This window comes from Shewanella psychrotolerans (assembly GCF_019457595.1).
Lineage (GTDB): Bacteria > Pseudomonadota > Gammaproteobacteria > Enterobacterales > Shewanellaceae > Shewanella > Shewanella psychrotolerans.
Map to the genome: position 1 here is coordinate 4,272,327 of NZ_CP080419.1, position 17,465 is coordinate 4,289,791.

General features: G+C 45.0%; 17 protein-coding genes. 6 read left to right on the plus strand and 11 right to left on the minus strand.

The features are described from left to right. Nucleotides 1-30: 30 nt before the first annotated feature. Together K0I62_RS18740 and K0I62_RS18745 are read right to left on the minus strand one after the other, a co-directional pair. A complete protein-coding gene (locus K0I62_RS18740; RefSeq protein ID WP_220069517.1) occupies nucleotides 31-978 on the minus strand; it encodes a PDC sensor domain-containing protein in 948 nt (315 codons plus the stop codon). 339 nt (nucleotides 979-1,317) lie between these two features. Continuing rightward, nucleotides 1,318-2,481, minus strand: a complete 1,164-nt coding sequence (locus tag K0I62_RS18745; protein WP_220069518.1) for an alpha/beta hydrolase-fold protein — start codon at nucleotides 2,479-2,481, stop codon at nucleotides 1,318-1,320. Between the two features lie 295 nt (nucleotides 2,482-2,776). Between K0I62_RS18745 and mtnC the strand changes: the two genes are divergently transcribed. Together mtnC and K0I62_RS18755 are read left to right on the plus strand one after the other, a co-directional pair. Next, the gene (gene mtnC / locus K0I62_RS18750; protein ID WP_220069519.1) at nucleotides 2,777-3,454 is read left to right on the plus strand and encodes an acireductone synthase; all 678 of its coding nucleotides are present in this window, start codon (nucleotides 2,777-2,779) and stop codon (nucleotides 3,452-3,454) included. A gap of 140 nt (nucleotides 3,455-3,594) precedes the next feature. Then, nucleotides 3,595-4,023 (plus strand): acyl-CoA thioesterase, encoded by a 429-nt coding sequence (locus K0I62_RS18755; RefSeq protein WP_220069520.1) that lies wholly within the window; start codon nucleotides 3,595-3,597, stop codon nucleotides 4,021-4,023. Nucleotides 4,024-4,059: 36 nt separating this feature from the next. Here the strand turns inward: K0I62_RS18755 and K0I62_RS18760 are convergent, their stop codons facing one another. Next, a complete protein-coding gene (locus K0I62_RS18760; protein WP_491573761.1) occupies nucleotides 4,060-5,019 on the minus strand; it encodes a Solitary outer membrane autotransporter beta-barrel domain in 960 nt (319 codons plus the stop codon). A gap of 232 nt (nucleotides 5,020-5,251) precedes the next feature. Between K0I62_RS18760 and K0I62_RS18765 the strand changes: the two genes are divergently transcribed. Further along, nucleotides 5,252-5,497, plus strand: coding sequence for a GNAT family N-acetyltransferase (locus K0I62_RS18765; RefSeq protein ID WP_220069522.1), 246 nt, complete (start codon nucleotides 5,252-5,254; stop codon nucleotides 5,495-5,497). Between the two features lie 42 nt (nucleotides 5,498-5,539). On the opposite strand, the gene K0I62_RS18770 is transcribed toward K0I62_RS18765, so the two are convergent. The 5 genes from K0I62_RS18770 to K0I62_RS18790 form a co-directional block, all read right to left on the minus strand. Then, nucleotides 5,540-5,944 carry an acyl-CoA thioesterase gene (locus tag K0I62_RS18770; RefSeq protein ID WP_220069523.1) on the minus strand — a complete coding sequence of 135 codons (405 nt, stop codon included), beginning with the start codon at nucleotides 5,942-5,944 and terminating at the stop codon, nucleotides 5,540-5,542. Between the two features lie 159 nt (nucleotides 5,945-6,103). Further along, nucleotides 6,104-7,900 (minus strand): AMP-dependent synthetase/ligase, encoded by a 1,797-nt coding sequence (locus K0I62_RS18775; protein ID WP_220069524.1) that lies wholly within the window; start codon nucleotides 7,898-7,900, stop codon nucleotides 6,104-6,106. A gap of 125 nt (nucleotides 7,901-8,025) precedes the next feature. Then, entirely contained in the window at nucleotides 8,026-9,291 is a 1,266-nt protein-coding gene (locus K0I62_RS18780) for a hypothetical protein (protein WP_220069525.1), read from the minus strand. Then, complete coding sequence (locus K0I62_RS18785) at nucleotides 9,288-10,133, minus strand: ABC transporter ATP-binding protein (RefSeq protein WP_220069526.1); 846 nt, start codon at nucleotides 10,131-10,133, stop codon at nucleotides 9,288-9,290. Before K0I62_RS18785 ends, K0I62_RS18780 begins: the two co-directional genes overlap by 4 nt. Before the next feature lie 19 nt (nucleotides 10,134-10,152). Further along, a complete protein-coding gene (locus tag K0I62_RS18790) occupies nucleotides 10,153-10,527 on the minus strand; it encodes a GntR family transcriptional regulator (protein ID WP_220069527.1) in 375 nt (124 codons plus the stop codon). 91 nt (nucleotides 10,528-10,618) lie between these two features. On the opposite strand from K0I62_RS18790, the gene K0I62_RS18795 reads away from it, so the two are divergent. The 3 genes from K0I62_RS18795 to K0I62_RS18805 are packed head-to-tail and all read left to right on the plus strand — an operon-like array spanning nucleotide 10,619 to nucleotide 14,041. Next, nucleotides 10,619-12,181, plus strand: coding sequence for an alpha/beta hydrolase (locus tag K0I62_RS18795; RefSeq protein ID WP_220069528.1), 1,563 nt, complete (start codon nucleotides 10,619-10,621; stop codon nucleotides 12,179-12,181). Then, complete coding sequence (locus K0I62_RS18800) at nucleotides 12,174-12,908, plus strand: ABC transporter ATP-binding protein (protein ID WP_220069529.1); 735 nt, start codon at nucleotides 12,174-12,176, stop codon at nucleotides 12,906-12,908. Before K0I62_RS18795 ends, K0I62_RS18800 begins: the two co-directional genes overlap by 8 nt. Then, nucleotides 12,908-14,041, plus strand: a complete 1,134-nt coding sequence (locus K0I62_RS18805; RefSeq protein WP_220071462.1) for an ABC transporter permease — start codon at nucleotides 12,908-12,910, stop codon at nucleotides 14,039-14,041. The genes K0I62_RS18800 and K0I62_RS18805 overlap by 1 nt, the downstream gene beginning before the upstream one ends. Before the next feature lie 374 nt (nucleotides 14,042-14,415). Here the strand turns inward: K0I62_RS18805 and mog are convergent, their stop codons facing one another. From mog to K0I62_RS18820, 3 genes are all read right to left on the minus strand, one after another. Then, a complete protein-coding gene (mog, locus tag K0I62_RS18810) occupies nucleotides 14,416-14,949 on the minus strand; it encodes a molybdopterin adenylyltransferase (protein ID WP_220069530.1) in 534 nt (177 codons plus the stop codon). A 116-nt stretch (nucleotides 14,950-15,065) separates the two neighbouring features. Further along, the gene (locus K0I62_RS18815) at nucleotides 15,066-16,016 is read right to left on the minus strand and encodes an ABC transporter substrate-binding protein (protein WP_220069531.1); all 951 of its coding nucleotides are present in this window, start codon (nucleotides 16,014-16,016) and stop codon (nucleotides 15,066-15,068) included. Between the two features lie 21 nt (nucleotides 16,017-16,037). Continuing rightward, nucleotides 16,038-16,937 carry a GGDEF domain-containing response regulator gene (locus tag K0I62_RS18820; protein ID WP_220069532.1) on the minus strand — a complete coding sequence of 300 codons (900 nt, stop codon included), beginning with the start codon at nucleotides 16,935-16,937 and terminating at the stop codon, nucleotides 16,038-16,040. Between the last annotated feature and the right edge of the window lie 528 nt (nucleotides 16,938-17,465).

Genomic DNA, 17,465 nt, shown 5'->3' on the forward strand with positions numbered 1-17,465 from the left:
ACTAACTCAAAACGAATGAATGATGGAATATCACGACTTTCCATTTGCTTGTTTTAATAACAGTTCGGCTTTGGCTCCGAGATAAACATAAATCCCTAATCCCACCAGCAAGCCCACTACCGCAAACATCATTAAGATCGCTGGCTGCACATATTTCATCTCTCCCAGAGACGCCTTAAACATGGTCAGTAGAGCCTCAATTGAGATAGCAATTAAGATGGTTGAGATAAAGCGAGTAATGGTGCGCCGTGTCGAGCTATGACGAAAGATATCTTTATGCATCAACACCTCCTCTTCGAGGATGGTTTTACCCAAGTCGAATACCGCTAACGCTAAGGTGATAAAGATAATGATCCCGAAGGGTTTTATCGAACCGCTGGGCACGACTCCTTGAGAGAGCAGCTCAACAATATCGACTGCAGCCATGCTAATTAACACCATCACCATGATAAACAGCCCAAGCACCAGAGCACTATATACCCCTTTAAACAACGGCGTCGCTTTACGGCGAGCACTATCCCCCATCATAAACTCGATCAATTGGGTAAGATTAACATCGACCACGATATAGCCTTGTTTGTCATCATCACCAATACGATAGGAAGCCGACAAACACAGCTTGCCGCTGGCGTTCGATAAATAGGGGTGAGTAATTTTGAGTGACTCGACCTGCTGGGTCTTGGAAAAATAGGGTCTGTGACTGCGGTTAAGATTCCTGCCTACAGGGACAGCCTGCACCACACGATTGATAATCGCCACATTGTCGCTTATCTGCATTCCGCTACCATCGAGTACATAAAGCAGTTCGATAAAGGGGTAGCTATTTGCCATCTCAGCCATCGCCCGCACTCGGATACCGGGATCGGATAGCATCACAGGATCACTAATCCCCACTAGAATCGACTCCAATAACTCTTTTACCAGTTGTTCATGTTCATGATATCGCTCAATCACGCTCAAATAGCTCATCGCGGCCATAGTATAGTCTGCTCCCAATTCGATAACTGGAAGAAATACTGCAACTATGACGCCAACCACTATCGGCTAATCATTGATGACATAAAAATGCCGTTTAAAACTGAGCTAAAGGCCTTGCGGTAGGGCTTAACTACGAATCTAAAACAGAGCCAATCGACGTCGCCAAAGGTCAAAATCAATGGTTTCATGTAACTCAACCTTGGAGGTTGCCAAGATATTCCATAAAACGCACCAAAACAGGGCGAAAACCGAGCCCCATGACCAAAGCAGCCATAAAATATGGTCATCAAAAATACGTTATGACGACCACGACTTTATGTTTGCATCACTTTAATCACATTACTTTTCCGCTTCAAAGGTCGCTAGGCGGTCTGAATATTTTTGCGTCCAAAAAGGATGATTAGTATGCTTAAGCGCTAGCTTTTCATACTCTATCGCCTTATCAAACTGCTTCATCTTTCCGTAAGCCCCCGCCAAGGCATCATGAGCTGTATGGGAATCGGGATTAGCCGCAACGGCAGCTTGATATACAGACAGACCTCTAACTGAATCAATCGCAAATTCGGCATCAGCTAAGGCGATAAGAGAATCCGTAGACGGCACCTTGAAACCATACTTCTGCTTAGACAAAAACTGATAGTGAGCAATGATGGCATCGGCACCTTGCTTTGAAACCTCTGAATCCGGTTTTAACACTCGATGATAATCATCGAACAGCCACTCGATACCATACGCCGTCGCTAAGATTGGCTGGGTCATATAGTAACTACCATCGAAGCGCTTAATCTTATAATTGAGGGTTGTATTAGGATTAGCCTCTATTACCTGTTCGAGCAAGGCGAAATCGGCTAACTGTCTTTGTTCAAAATCGCTATCGCTGGTGCTCATCAGCAAAAATCGAGGTTTACCTGACATTGCCGCCAGCTTCTTCGGCGCTTCTTTTACCACGTAGGCAAAATCACCACTCAGTACGGGGCTGGCGGCAAAATAGGCATTAAATAACTCGGGGCGGTTTAATAAGGTATACAGCACTAAACCAGCATTACCGGTAAAGCCATTCATGATACGAAAACCATTAGTACGATATTTAGCATCGATAGCAGGCAACAATAACTGCTGCATAAAATCGAGTAGCTGAGTGTTGCCTTGCTCCTCAATCGCTAACGTTTTTAGCTGACCCAATGCTTTATTACCATCTGGCGCAGTGACAATAATGGTTTCGAGCCAAGGCCAATCGCCATTATGGCTCATCCAATCATGCATACCATCGAGGTAAGCGCGACTACGGGGATGAAAGTCAAACAACACCGCATAGCGTTTATCTTTATTCTCACGATAACTAGGCGGCAAAGTGATGGTAAAAGCCATAGGCTCACGGCTAAAAGCAGACTTAACATCTAACACCTCTATCCGTTGAAAAGGCCCACTTTCTGCCGCTGAGACGACCGCAGAACAGAGCGCAAAAACAAATAGTAATAGCGGAGCAGCAAACGATTTTGTCATCTTATTCAATTCCCTGAAATCTAATTAAATGAGTCAGCGTAACCCTTGTTATTCATTTTTATCTAAAATAGCTAAAACTAACTCATCACACAATCGTCAAATGCTTGCCAAATCCAAGATAAAGCCAACAAGCCTTGCTCTCATAAGTTTAATGAGACGATACTCCGTCATTTTTTACCGATTCAATACACATTGATTGCTAATTAAACTAGCCAACAGAGCCAATACAGCTTAGGATCTGGAGTGTAATTTAAGCTATCATTTTTAGTAATGCATTGTGGAGTAAGCCAACATTATGGGTATTCGAGCCATAGTTGTAGATACAGCAGGTACAACAACCGATCTTAACTTTATTCAGGACACCCTTTTTCCTTATTCGGCTAAGGCCCTTGCTGACTTTCTCAATGAAAATCAGAGTAATGTATTAGTCGACAATTGCATCTGTGATGTAAGAGATATCGCATTAGAACCTGACGCTTCGCTCGATCGTGTTGTCGAAATCCTCCAGCAATGGATAGCTGAAGATCGCAAAGCCACACCGCTTAAAACCCTACAAGGCCTAATCTGGAAACAGGGCTACGCTAAAGGTGAATTTAAGGGCCACATCTTCCCTGACTTCATCGAAGCCGTAAAGGGTTTTAAGGCGCATAACGTACGTCTTTATAGCTTCTCTTCTGGGTCAGTTGATGCGCAAAAATTACTGTTTAGTCACAGCGATGGTGGCGACTTAACCCAATACTTTGATGGCCATTTCGATACCCGTACAGGTAATAAGTTGTTCAAGCAAGCATACAGAAATATCATCAACACCATCAGCTTGGCACCTAAACAAGTGCTATTTATCTCTGATGTCATTGAAGAGCTAAAAGCGGCCGATGAAGCAGGGCTACGCACCCTACAAATGGTGCGTGAAACGACACAACGAACTGGCGATTTTAAGCAGATCACTAGTTTTGAGCAATTAGAGATCTAGCAGTAAATTTAGTCCTCATCCAAAAGGCATCTTATGATGCCTTTTTTGATCCTTCAATTGCGCTTGTTGCTTATTAAGCATACTGTTATGCTCAATCAAACAAGCGTTTAAATTTGAAAGAGCAAAAGGAAGTTAGCCCTGTGGAAAAATTTACCCAACAATACCCAATTCATACTTCTATCCCAGTTGCTTGGGGAGAAATGGACGCCCTACAGCACGTCAACAATGTGGTTTATTTTCGTTATTTTGAAACGGCACGCATCGACTTTTTTAACCGTTTTTTCCCTCTCGATAAGATGTACAAATCTGGTCTAGGCCCAGTGATCAGCGATAATAGTGCTCGCTATAAAAGACCCGTTACCTTCCCCGATACCCTGCATGTTGGCGTGAGCGTTAGTGATATTCAAAGCGATCGCTTTACCATGCACTATCAAATCTTTAGTGAGCAACAGCAAGCAGTAACCACGGTTGGCTCATCGGTGGCTGTCATGTTTAATTTCAATACCAAAACTAAGGCCAAGTTAACCCCTGAACTGTTAGCCGTGTTGCGCGAGCATCAAGTTAGCTAGCCCTAGTCGACAAACATGGTGGCGGTAAAGAACAAATCAAATATCTTCATTTAGCAATAGCACTACGCCACCACCGCTAAGGCCACTATTGATATTAAGCGTAATGCCCACGCCGATATTATCTAACCATGAAGACAAGGATGGCGTTTCAATTATCCAACCCGCACCCAGCTCATAATAGTAATGAGTCCCCATTGGATCGACCACATCACCAGTAAGATCAACTCGTTTGACAAGCAACCTCATTTCATTGCGGTTATCCCACGCATTTGGCAACTGGTAATGAAACACAAAGGCATTACTAAAACGCCCCACTTGTGGTGAAACCACCTGAGTACCATCATCGGTAAGCAGGGTTCGTCCAACAGCGTAGCGTAGTGAACTAATAAACTCCCAATTATGCCCATACCACTCACTGGCGTAGGTTAACTCTGCATTAGGGTCAAACATAAGTGCACCATAGCTCGTATTAACTAAGGCGTTGTCGATGAGGCCACTCAGCTCCTCTAAAAGGGGATCACGATACTTTAAGGTATTTTCAAGCCACAAAAACTGACCACCCAGACCCAAAGCCAGATCCCAGTTGTTATTGATCTTATATTTCCAACGATACTGTGCAGCCAGAAGATAGCTAGTATCCTCTAGTGGACTTTGAAGTGATTTATCGTCAATTCCATCGATGCTGTCAGTGGCGCTCACATAGGAAAACCGTACACCGAAGGATCTCGTCCATTGTGGTGATAGCTTTACCTCATCGCTTGTCCAAGGAATGGTGTAACTTTTTAGTTGGCTGCGCCGACGCAAGCTCTCTTCGTCGCCAACATTAATATCGCCTATCTCACTCAAGTCGATAAAAGAGTTGGGATTAAAATCGACAATCCCCAAGGAAATAAGGTTCGCATCGGTTAATACAATGGCACTGGCAATATCACCTTTTACTTTCGCTTCAATCCCATTGCGCAAGTCCTCATCGACAGCATGTGCACTGGAGCCCACCCCACAGCAACAGAGCACAATGGCAAATCTGGTAAGGTAACGAGATAACCGAAAATTGTTAGATCTACTTGTCAAAACCAATACTGACCCAATGAATAGAGTGACAACAATCATAATCTATTTCCGCCATATCGGCTCGATCAGTTCAAGGCCAGCACGAATATAGCCATAGAAAACGACAACTAAAAGCTGCTATAACAGAGGCAATACAAAATCAAACGGTTAGAACCTTATGACTGAAATAGCCATTGCACATCACGCAAAACAGCAGCAGTTTGTTATCGAGATTGAAGGTGAACAAGCGGTGTTAGAATATCATCTACAAGACGACCAAATTGATTTTTCACGAACTTATGTCCCCGAAACCTTACGCGGTAAGGGGCTAGCAGAGCGTTTAGTCGCACACGGATTACGCTGGGCGAAGGAGCAACAATATCAAATAACCGCAAGCTGCTGGTACGTGCAGAAATTTATTTAAGCTTATGTAACCTGAACCTAGGTTACATAAGCAGCATTCAGACTACTCGCCAGTCAGTTTTTGTAGCGTCAGCTTAATATGTTCAGGTATAGCTTGGCTCTTCTCTTCACTGTAATCGTAATGCACCAGTGTTGTCTGCGCCTCGGCAGTTTTTTTGCCACCTTGCCAACATTGTTGAGTGATTTCAAAGCTGCTATTGCCCACCCGACTTATCCAAGATTTCAATTCAACAGGTTTACCGTAATGGGTTGGTAACGCATAGGCGATAGTAAACCCCGCAACAATTAGGTTCCACCTTGCTATCTCAAGGCCGGGGTTAAATATCTCAAAAATGGGCTCACGACCGGCCTCAAACCAAACTGGAATCACGGTATTATTGATATGGCCTAGACCATCCGTCTCGTTAAATCGCGGTTGAAGAGTTAGGGTAAAAAAGGTCTCTGACACAGGGAAGCCCTCAGTAAATATGCAATTTTATTTTTGATTGTGCAGCAGACGGTAACGGAGAACGGTTGATGATGCAATATCGACTTTAAGGTTGGCTTTAAGCCATAAAAAAGGATGCCGCAGCACCCTTTTTTCTATTTTACTGAACCTGAAATCGGCTTACTTACCGTACATAGCATTAATTTCACTGGCATATTTATGATAAATCATCTTACGGCGCAGCTTCATGGTTGGCGTTATTAACCCCGCTTCCATAGAGAAAGCCTCCGGTAGCAAAGTAAACTTTTTAATCTTCTCAAAGCCCGCGAGCTCTGCTTGCAAAGTCTTAAGGCGCTGCTCAAAATGTTCAACCACATAGGTATGACGTAGCAACTCCATTGGTGACTCATAACGCAGACCTTTATCTTTTGCCCATGCTTCTAACGATTCATATGCAGGTACGATCAACGCGGTAACATAGTTCTTGGCATCGGCAATAATCGCGACTTGCTCGATAAATGGACAACAACCCACTTTACCCTCAACACGCTGCGGAGCGATATATTTACCATTAGAGGTTTTCATCAACTCTTTAATGCGATCTGTGATAAACAGATTACCGTGGGCATCAAACTGTCCAGCATCACCGGTTTTTAGCCATCCATCTTCGAATGCTTCTAGGGTTTCCTGCGGGCGATTGTAATAACCTCGCATAACCGTATTACCGCGAACTAAGATCTCGTTGTCGTTACCTAGTTTAATCTCTACTTCAGGTAAAATTTTCCCGTTTGAGCCCGCAACACGATTGTTAAGGGTGTTACAGGTAACCGTTGCCGTCGTTTCGGTCATACCGTAACCACACAGCACAGGCACATCGATGGCGTGGAAAAAGCTAGCCACATTTTGATCTAATGCAGCGCCGCCACAAGGCATAAACTTTAACCGTCCACCCAGTACTTGCTGCAACTTACTAAACACTAACTTATGTGCCAGTTTGTACTGCAAACTTAACCATGCAGAGCCTTGAGCATTGCCTTGGTTTACCTCGAACTGACGCTCACCCACAGCCATTGCCCACGCAAATAACTTCTGTCTTGTCGATGGTGCCTTAGCAACCTTGTCTTGTACTGCGCTATACACTTTCTCCAGAAAACGCGGCACTACGCACAAGGTGTGTGGCTTAATATCGACAATGGCTTCTTTTACTGCCATAGGATCTTGCAAATACACATTGTGCCCACCACGGCATAACACGTAGAAACTCCAGCCACGCTCAAACACGTGACTCAGAGGTAAGAAAGCCAGCGAAACGTCCCCTTGAGTAAAGGGCAACACGGTATCGTGCTGACGAACCATTGATGCGATGTTTCGACAATCTAGCATCACTCCCTTAGGGTCTCCAGTGGTGCCAGAGGTGTAGATAAGCGTTAACAGATCATCGAGAGAGGTTTGCTGTAAACGCTGCTCAAGTTCATCGGTGATCCTTGCTGGGTGTGAAAGCTTCAACAATGAATCAAAGTGGCAATGTAGCTTATTGTCCACAAGTTTCACTTCACGATCGAATACCACTATGCGCGTTAAGGAAGGGCATAAATCGGCAAGTTCACAGGCCATCTTGTATTGCGTAGTGTCACCGACAAAAATCAGCTTAGCTCCTGCATCATCGACAATATAGCGCGCCTGCTCGATTGTGCTAGTTGGGTACACTGGAACTACAACGGCTTTGGCCTTAAGCGCACCGACATCAGCGCAGGTCCACTGGGGGCAGTTTTGTGACAAGATAACAACTGTGTCCTGCACCGCTAAATCGAAACCAATAAGCGCCTTAGCAATATCGCCACTGATCTGGTCAAATGCCTCCCAACTAACCTTATTCCAAGGTGCAGGCATACCGTATCCTTCAAGCGCAATGGCTTCGCCTAGTTTTTGACTCTGCTCCTGAATCAGACGTATTGGATGATATTGCTCGAGCGACATATTTCTTGACCCTTTTAGCGTACACTTGTACCTGTTTTGTGTATTTTACTTTAACCTCGCACAAAAAATAAGAGCTTTTGCTCCAACAATGTTAGTTACAGCACAAAATTATATTATTTGAGCGCTCAACAAAGATCACCATTCCAAAGTTTTTTCTTTCCCCACCAGAGTGTTAGCACTGAAATAGCAACTAGTCCGATGTCTACCACTAACCAAGAAATTATTTGCTCTCCATCGCGTAAAGCCACTAAAGAACTCGATAACCAAGCAGAATGAAACACGACCACCAGCATGCTCAAGGTAATGTGCATAGCCCCTTTCGCCGCGCAGCCAAAACCTAACAACATACAACAAGCACAAAAAGTACTCAGCACTATGTGGCTCCACAATACGATGGTAAATTCTGGATTAAGCCAACATACCAGTGCCGCTAATACCGCCATAATTAAGGTGATCAGCGCCAATAATCGGTACTGCGCATTCGCAAACGCCTCAATTAGCCCCTGCTTACCATCAAAGCCAGGCAAAATGTAAAGTGTTTCAACGGACCGCCAACGCTGAATTCGGCTCCAATGCACCATGGTACAAGTCACAGCGCAAAACTGACTCACAACAAACAGCACAGGAAATTCCATGCCAGAAAAAGAGTTGCTGATAGTCACGAGTAACGCCAATACAGGCATTGCGATCAGGATCGTCGACAACATGGGACCAAGAAAAAAGTTCACCGGATGCAGAAGCTTATCGAAATAAGACATCAATCTAGATGAACCTAAACTCGGTAACCAAAACCAGCCCATCTCAAGCCCATTTAGATACACGGTTCGTGCATCGCTATGCCAACGCAACCCCCTTATCTCTCGCCAAGTCAGATAAGCCAAAATCACAGTCAAAAAGGGCACTAAACCAATAACCCAATCAGGCAAAAAATCAGTGATTTCAGCAATAAATGGCAAGAGTAAAAACAGGAAAAACGACAGATAGAAACCATTAATATGACGGCGGCAATAGTAGATAAAGCCAACGCCCGCTAGGGTTGCCAGCATCACCTGATCAAGGCCACCTTCAAGCTCCAACAATAGGCAAGCAGCCAAAGAGATGCTGGTTGCTATAGCTCCAAGCATTAAGGATTGCAGCGCAATATTATTACTATAGTTGGGCACTAAACTGGCCCACTCGGTCGCGGCTAATCGGTTAAATTGCCAAGCTATGGCGGCAGAAATCGAGATCTGAATCATGCCCAGGGCTATCGGTATCGCGGCCTGTTTCGAGCCAGTAATTAGCGCTAACATCATGATCAGCGCCAACAGAGCCGTCCCTAAAAAACTCGCGCTCCCCAGATCAAAAAGCCAAAAACGCACCATGCCGCGTAATGCATTGGGCGTTCTCATCGATGTAGCTCCATAAACAGTTGCTCTAAATTAACGGGCGTAACTGAAGAAAAATGGCTAACGAAATCAGCATGGTAGTTATCCACCAGCAATTTGTCTTGCTGACGGCTTAATACGACAAGCCCCTCGGGTAAATCAGCCCCTTCTTTGAGAGTGACTAGCTGTACCTCTTCACGCAACTTGTCGATCTCTTTAAACAGGATAAGTTTGCCCCGCTTCATTAACGCCAAATGACTCGCAACCCGCTCTAAGTCCGAAGTGATATGCGATGAAAACAGCACGGCAGAGCCAGAATCTAATGCTAAGTCAAATAGATCAGCCATAAACGCTCGCCTTACAATCGGATCTAAACTGGCCACAGGTTCGTCTAAAATGAGCAGTTTGGGTCGATAAGCCATCGCCATGATCAAAGCCAGAGATTGTCTTTGACCTACCGATAAACGCTGAACCTGCTTACTACCATCGAGTTCAAAACGCGCTAACCAGTCGCGCTCTAATGCCATATCCCAATTAGGATAAAAGCTGCGATGTAACTCTAACGCCTTTTCAACACTAAAACCTTCATATCCAAAGGGCTGTTGCGGTACGTAACCAATCTGCTCTTTTTGGGCAGAGCTGATATTTTTCGTCGAATGGCCCAATACCTCTACACAACCTTGGCTGACCTCAACAATTCCCAATGCACAGCGCATCAAGGTCGACTTACCTGCCCCATTTTGACCGAGTAACCCCACCACCATTCCTGGTGCCAACGCCAGGGTTAAATTGTCTATGGCGAGATGATCTTCAAACCGTTTACTGATCTGCTTAAAGGCTAAGATCGACTGTATGCTATTATCCATCTGCTGCTATCCTATCTTGCTATTGGTTCCAAACTGCGGCGATAATCGCTTGGAGTTCATCTAAACTGACACCCAACTGCTTTGCTTGCGCAATCAAGTCTTTAGCCTCCGTAGCGATCAATTCGGTGCGAGAGGTATTTTCAGATGTTTCTCGCTCAGCAACCCGAGTCGCCTGACCTCGACGACGCTCTAACCATCCTTGTTCCACCAGTTGCTGGATCGCTCGTGAAACAGTCATAGGATTAACTGTCAGATGCTCTGCGATTTGCCTTACCGAAGGCAACACTTGTTGAGGTTGTAGCTGACCGCCGACAATTAAACGAACAATTTGCTCGCTCAGTTGTCTGTAAATTGGATCACCACTACTGGGGTTGACATTAAGTAATTCTAGCATTAGCCTTTGGCCACTGTATTAATACATTGATACACCTATACAGTGCTAAATTAACATAGATACAGTAAATTTCAACTAAGGAATCGGTATCATGCTTCAAGGAAAGGTCATTCAAACTCGCAGCAATCCAGGGCGATATAACAGATTAAGGCTGGCAACATATACACTATTGCCTATCGTAGCGGCTTTATTGCTCTTTGCCTTGCCCACATGGGCAAACGAGGGTTCATCGGCTGACGACTCCTGTTATGTCGATGGTCTATCTGATCGCTTACGCTGCGGATTTGTCCGCGTGCCAGAAAACTATAACGATCCAAACGGCAAACAAATTCAAGTGCACTATGTGGTGCTGCCAGCAATAAAGCCTAGCTTTAACAAAGAAGCCTTGCTCGCCATCGCTGGCGGCCCGGGCCAATCGGCCATAGAAAACGCCGCGAGTTTTGACCATATTTTTACTAAAGTTCGTCAGCAAAGAGATATTTTACTAATAGATCAACGTGGAACGGGTCAATCAAACCTACTGCAATGTTTGGGTGACGGGTTTGAAGGGGCGCTCGCCCTTAATGAAAATGATCTTGATATCACCGCAGAAACCCAAAAGTGCTTCAACGAAATAGATGCCGACGTGACCCAATATGGCAGTGAAACCGCACTAAAAGATTTCGAAGCAGTGAGAACCCACTTAGGTTACGAAAAACTCCATATCTACGGTATTTCATACGGCACACGTATGGCGCAACTATACATGCGTCACTACCCACAAGTACTGACTACAGTAACCTTAGATGGCGTGGTACCGATGCAGCAAAGTGTGCTGCATATTGGTGATGCGATAGACAGAGCCATTAGCCTACTGTTAGATGACTGCAGTAATAACGAGCTATGCCATCACCAATTTAACAAGCTCGAACAAGAACTCAGCCAAGTCAACACTTTGCTGGAACAAGAGCCTATTATCAGTCAAACCCGCGATCCGCTCACTAACGAGCTAACACAACTGACCATGACTCGGGCTAAGTTTATGGGTGCCATACGCATGGCATTGTATTCGGCCAACGTCAGAGCCCTACTTCCCCATGCGATTCACCAAGCGGCACAAGGTAACTATCAATCTGTTATGGGTCTGTACGCGCTGACGGTAAATAGCACTGGAATTGCCGCTGGCATGCATGCGTCAGTTGTATGTGGTGAAGATTGGCAGCGCTTTGGCGAAGATGCACGCCAACGAGCGCAACAGAGTTATTTTGCCAAAGAGATGCTCGATGGATTCGATAAAACCTGCCCGATATGGAACATACCAGCTGTTGATGATGACTTCTCTGCGGCCATCAACAGCGATATTCCGACACTCGTGTTATCTGGCCAAATCGATCCAGCCACACCACCAAGCTGGGGCGAAATGGCAATGGAAAAACTCACCAATGCGAAACACTTTATCGCCCCCTATGCGACTCATGGTGTTGCCTACCAATCTTGTGCTAATGATTTGGTGGCACAACTGGTAAGCACTGGCAGCGTCGAGACGCTATCTGATGAATGTCTTAGCAAGGATGTGAGCCGTAATTTTTATCTCAACGCCAATACCGTAGAGCTCATCGTTAGCGATAATACCGCTATCAAGGACACTGACGCCCAAGGAGCGAGCCATGATTAAAGTATCCCATCTTTCGAAAAAAATCGGTGAAGTACAAGCGCTCAACGACCTCAGCTTCGAAGCGTTAGATGGTCAGATCACAGGTCTACTGGGCCCAAATGGTGCAGGTAAAACCACTTGTTTACGTACCATATTTGGCTTACTCAAACCCGATAATGGTATTGCCGAAATAGACGGTATTGATGTCGCCAAAGATCCCGTGGCAGCCAAGCAACAGTTAGGGCTATTTCCCGATCCCTTTGGCCTGTACGAAAGGCTCACACCAAGAGAATATATTAGCTACTTTGCCGAACTGAATGGCTTAAGCCGCAATGACGCTAAAGCAGCGGCAGCGAGCGTGTTAGGCAAATTGCACATGAATGATATTGCCGATAGAAGGTGCAAAGGCTTCTCTCAAGGGCAACGAATGAAAACGGCGTTAGCACAAGCGATAGTGCATGAGCCGACCAACATTATTCTCGACGAGCCAACACGGGGACTCGATGTCATGAGTACGCGTGTACTACGTGAACTATTAAAAGATCTAAAGGCCGCAGGGCATTGTGTGTTGTTTTCTAGCCACGTGATGCAAGAAGTGGCGGCGTTGTGTGATCGCGTCATTGTGATGGCTGAAGGAAAAGTGGTCGCCATTGGCAGCCCAGACGAACTTTGTCAGCAAACGGGCAAGGCATCATTAGAAGATGCCTTTATTGAGCTTATCGGCACAGATGAGGGAATAGCAGCATGATCAACACCATTATAGCCATGGTCCGTAAAGAGCTCATCGATGCCGCCCGCGATAAGCGCTCGGTAATGGCAGGACTTTATTACGCAATAGGCGCGCCACTGATGATGTGCGGCATGTTTCTATTATTGATAGGCCAAATTACTAGCCCAGAAGCACTCAACATTACTATCACTCACGGTGAGCGAGCCCCCGATCTAGTTAAGTTTCTAGCAAGTAACGAGATAAGCCAAGGAGATGAAGCCGAACGTAAAGAGATAGAGTTGATCATCAGCAAAGACTACGCCGCCAATATGGCTAAAAGTCATCCTGCGGAAATAATCTTAATCGCTGATAACTCGAATGAAAAGCTGCAATCATCGATTCGACGTTTAGAGAAAAGTCTCCAACGCTATAGTGCCGAAATGGGGAGCCTACGCCTCATCGCTCGCGGAATCGACCCTAAGGTCGTGCAGCCGTTAAAGGTAAAGGTTGAAGATCAAGCCACCTCTGACTCGAAGGGCGGGATGATCCTCGGTGTGGCGATCTTTATGATGGTCTATGCAGTGTTTATTTCCGGCATGAATCTCGCTATCGATACCAGTGCTGGCGAACGGGAACGTAATTCACTTGCGCTATTGTTAAGCCACCCAGTTTCGACTCGTGACATTGTTATCGCCAAGGTCGTCGCGGTCACCATCTTTGCGATGCTAGGGCTAATATTGACCTTAGCGATCTCAAAAATCGCCTATGGTTTTGTCCCTTGGCAAGAGCTTGGGTTCAGCGTCAATATCACCGCAGACTTTATTGGTCTAATGCTTATTATCGGCCTCCCAATAGCGCTAATGGCAGCGTCGTTACAGCTGTTTGTATCTTTTATGGCTAAATCATTTAAAGAGGCCCAATCCTATCTGACAATAGTATTAGTCGTGCCTATGATGCTATCGATGGCGGCCAGCTACAACATCGCGCCAGATACCCTGCAATGGTTACCGGTATCGGGCCAGATGCAAGCATTGATCGCATTCATTAAAGGTAAAGAGATCCCGCTAATGCAATTGGTACTCTCGAGTACGACCACCATAGCGATTGCTGTCGCCCTAGCATTTGGGATGGAACGCTCGCTGAAAAGTGAAAAAATCGTCTTCGGGCTGTGATCCTAAATCCGCCTCATTTGGCAAACAAAGGTTTACACCAACCAGAAGTTGAAATAATACCAATGAGTATAAAGATGTGATCGCTCAGCGACGATTTAGCACTAAAGGTTAGCGCTGATGAGGCAAGGTCTTAATTGCTCCTCGGCTCTAACATCCTGGGTAACTGCTCCGTGCATTACCCGACCTTCAATATCCATATCGTCGTGCATTAAAGACATTCCCTCCAGAGATGGAAAGGAATGTCTTTAGTATGTCGGGAACATGCAAGACCTTGTTGTTTGCAACGAGTAAAGCGCTACCGATAGCCAATAAAAAAGGCTCAGCTTAAGCAGAGCCTTTTTATTGCTCAAAAATAACGAGATCAGAGCGTAAGACTATTTCGCTTTCGGTCTAAATGGCTTAATAACCGACTCATCACACTCTAAGAAAGGACCTTCCATTAAATCGATACAGTAAGGAATCGCAGGGAACACAGCGTCGAGACACTCTCTAATTGACTTAGGCTTACCAGGCAGATTAACAATCAAACTATCTGCGCGTAATCCCGCGGTTTGACGAGACAAGATAGCCGTAGGGACAAACTTTAATGATTCGGAACGCATCAACTCACCAAAGCCTGGCATCATACGGTCGCATACAGCCTCTGTAGCTTCCGGCGTAACGTCTCGCTTAGCGGGTCCAGTACCACCTGTTGTCACGATCAAGCAACAACCTTGTTCATCGGCCATCTTGATTAACGTCGCCTCAATCATATCTTGTTCATCAGGGATAACCTCATAGATAGGTTCCCACTCGGAAGTAAGGTATTGGTTTAGCACATCAATAATAGCCTTGCCTGAGATATCTTCATACACACCCGCACTAGCACGATCACTAACGGTCACAATGCCTATTTTTGCCTTAGCCATTCAACTTTTCCTTCAACAACAGAGATAAAATGATGTCTAAAATAGCATATTTTGAAGATATGAGGCGCAAAATAGTAAGAGCAACGGCTCAAGTTAACAGCAAAAACCACAATGAATTAAGGATCTAAATAAAACAGCGAACTGGCATGTAGGCAATTTGATTCTATCGCCCCCATTTTTACCAAGGTCTCGCACACCTCTGCCCCCATCTGCTGTAGCTTTTTCGGTTGTTGAAATAGCTGACGCTGCTGTTCTATGCTCAACAGATTTAAGCCATCTAAAGCCTTGGTATATTCCGCCACCGTTAACCCTTCCTGCGCAGCCATCATCGCTATCGCCTCTTGTGGGTGTTGCTGCAAATAATCAAAGGCTAGCTTCCAAGCTTGCCTCAGTTTATCGACGAACAGGGGTTGTTGTTGCAACACTTTTTCAGAGATAGAAAGGACATCTAAAATATCTTCAGGGATCTCTTTAGTGGTAAATATTTGCCTATAATCCCCCGTAGATTGTAACGCTATTGAATAAGGGGGATAGGTGACTACAGCGACAACTTTACGCAACGCTAAAGCCTCGCCTGCCGACTCTTGCTCGATATTAACAATATTGATGTCCGCCAAGGTCATTTGATGTTCGGCAAGCGCTTTCCCTAAAATATAAGTGCCTAAAGAACTCACTTCGCAGCCAACAGTCTTTCCTTTGAGTTCCTTGACGCTATTGATTTGAGAAGCACTAATGATGACATCGCTGCCATGGGAATAGTCAGCAATCAACACAACTTTACTGGGTGTTCCGCCAACGACACCGACCTGCACCACCTCGACCAAGGTACTCGCAAAACCATCGACTTCTCCAGCCAGATACGCACGCTGAACATCGGCCAAAGTAGACACTCTAACGAGTTCAACATTGATCCCAACTTGAGAGAAGAACTGTTTCTTATCTGCCAGATACAGTAATACGTTACCAGGCCAAGGGTTCAGTGCTATTGAGACCTTGCTTGGTGCCTTTATCTGATCGCAGGCAATAAGAAAAAAAGCTATTGTTATCCCTAAAAATGCCCTAAGCATGCTACCTCCCTATTGCTTGTATCACGAGTTATCTAACGTGACATAATTGCCACCTTGATAACAGACAATACAGTTACGCCCATCAGCTTTCGCCTTATAAACGGCCTCATCGGCTAACACCAATAGATGAGAAAACTCAGCATTATCAACGCTGACACCGACTAATCCAAAACTTGCAGTAACCTCAATCCCTATGGGTTTTAACTGCTGCAATTTGCTCCGAACCTGCTCGACCTTATCACAGGCCTCTTCTAATCCGAGCTCCATCAGGATAACAAACTCTTCGCCTCCCATTCGCGCCACTAAATCTTCTTTACGAAAACTGTCTTGCAATAACTTGGCAACAGCTTGTAAAACGAGATCCCCAACATGATGCCCATTGAAATCATTAAGTTTTTTAAAACCATCAAGATCGAGCATCACCATCGACAATTCGGTATCGTGACGCATCATGCTAGATAAGCTCTGCAAGGCTCTTTCTGCGAAAAAATGACGATTATAAAGTCCTGTAAGTTGATCGTGCAGCGCCATAAACTTGAGTTTGTCGCGATGTTGCTTCAGCTGAATATGAGTCGACACCCTAGCCTGCACAATCGCGGGATGAAGTGGTTTGGTGATGTAATCAACGGCACCAAGCTCTAAGCCTTTATGCTCATCACCAAGATCTTTATCTATAACAAAAATAACTGGAATATCTGTAGTTTGCGTGTCAGCCTTGAGTTGGCGGCAGACTTGATAACCATCCATATTCTGCATAACGACGTTCAGCAATATCAGATCTGGCCTTCGCTTGGCAGCAGAAAGACAAGACTCACCATTGTCAGCAGTCCAAACTTGGTATTGGTCTTTAAGGCACTTCGTCATGATGAGTAGGTTAGTTTTTACATCATCCACAACCAGTACAACGGCAGGTTCTTCCATGCTTTCCCCTAGCAAACACCAACAGCTTAGATGTGATGATTCAAATGGATAGGGCTTATTATTAACAGTGTAGCAGATAGGATGTTTTCATCCTGAAAACTCATGATCTATATCTGTAGATTGAACATCTTAATAAGGGAGCAAAAAACGCCTAATGCCAACCGCTATGGCAATACAGTTGCAATGGCATAAGCAGACCAGGCAAGCGATCCTGTTTTACCGTCTCTTTGAAGACAAGCCAAGTCACCCCAATTTCATCAATCTCCGTTCAGCAATTAGCAATAGCTTGGTCGTACTAAACCACTAAATTCACCAAATAGGCTTAACTCCTATACATTTGTTAACTAATCACCCTCCCAATTACCTTTAGCCGACATACACACGCAAAATGTGATCCATGCATTGTATTGAGGTTACCCACCTGTTTCGAGTTGAAACACTAATTCTCATTTTTAAACAACGCAACAAACAACCACAAACATCAATACCTTTTATAAACAATACCTTATATTTTGTACCACTTTTGGC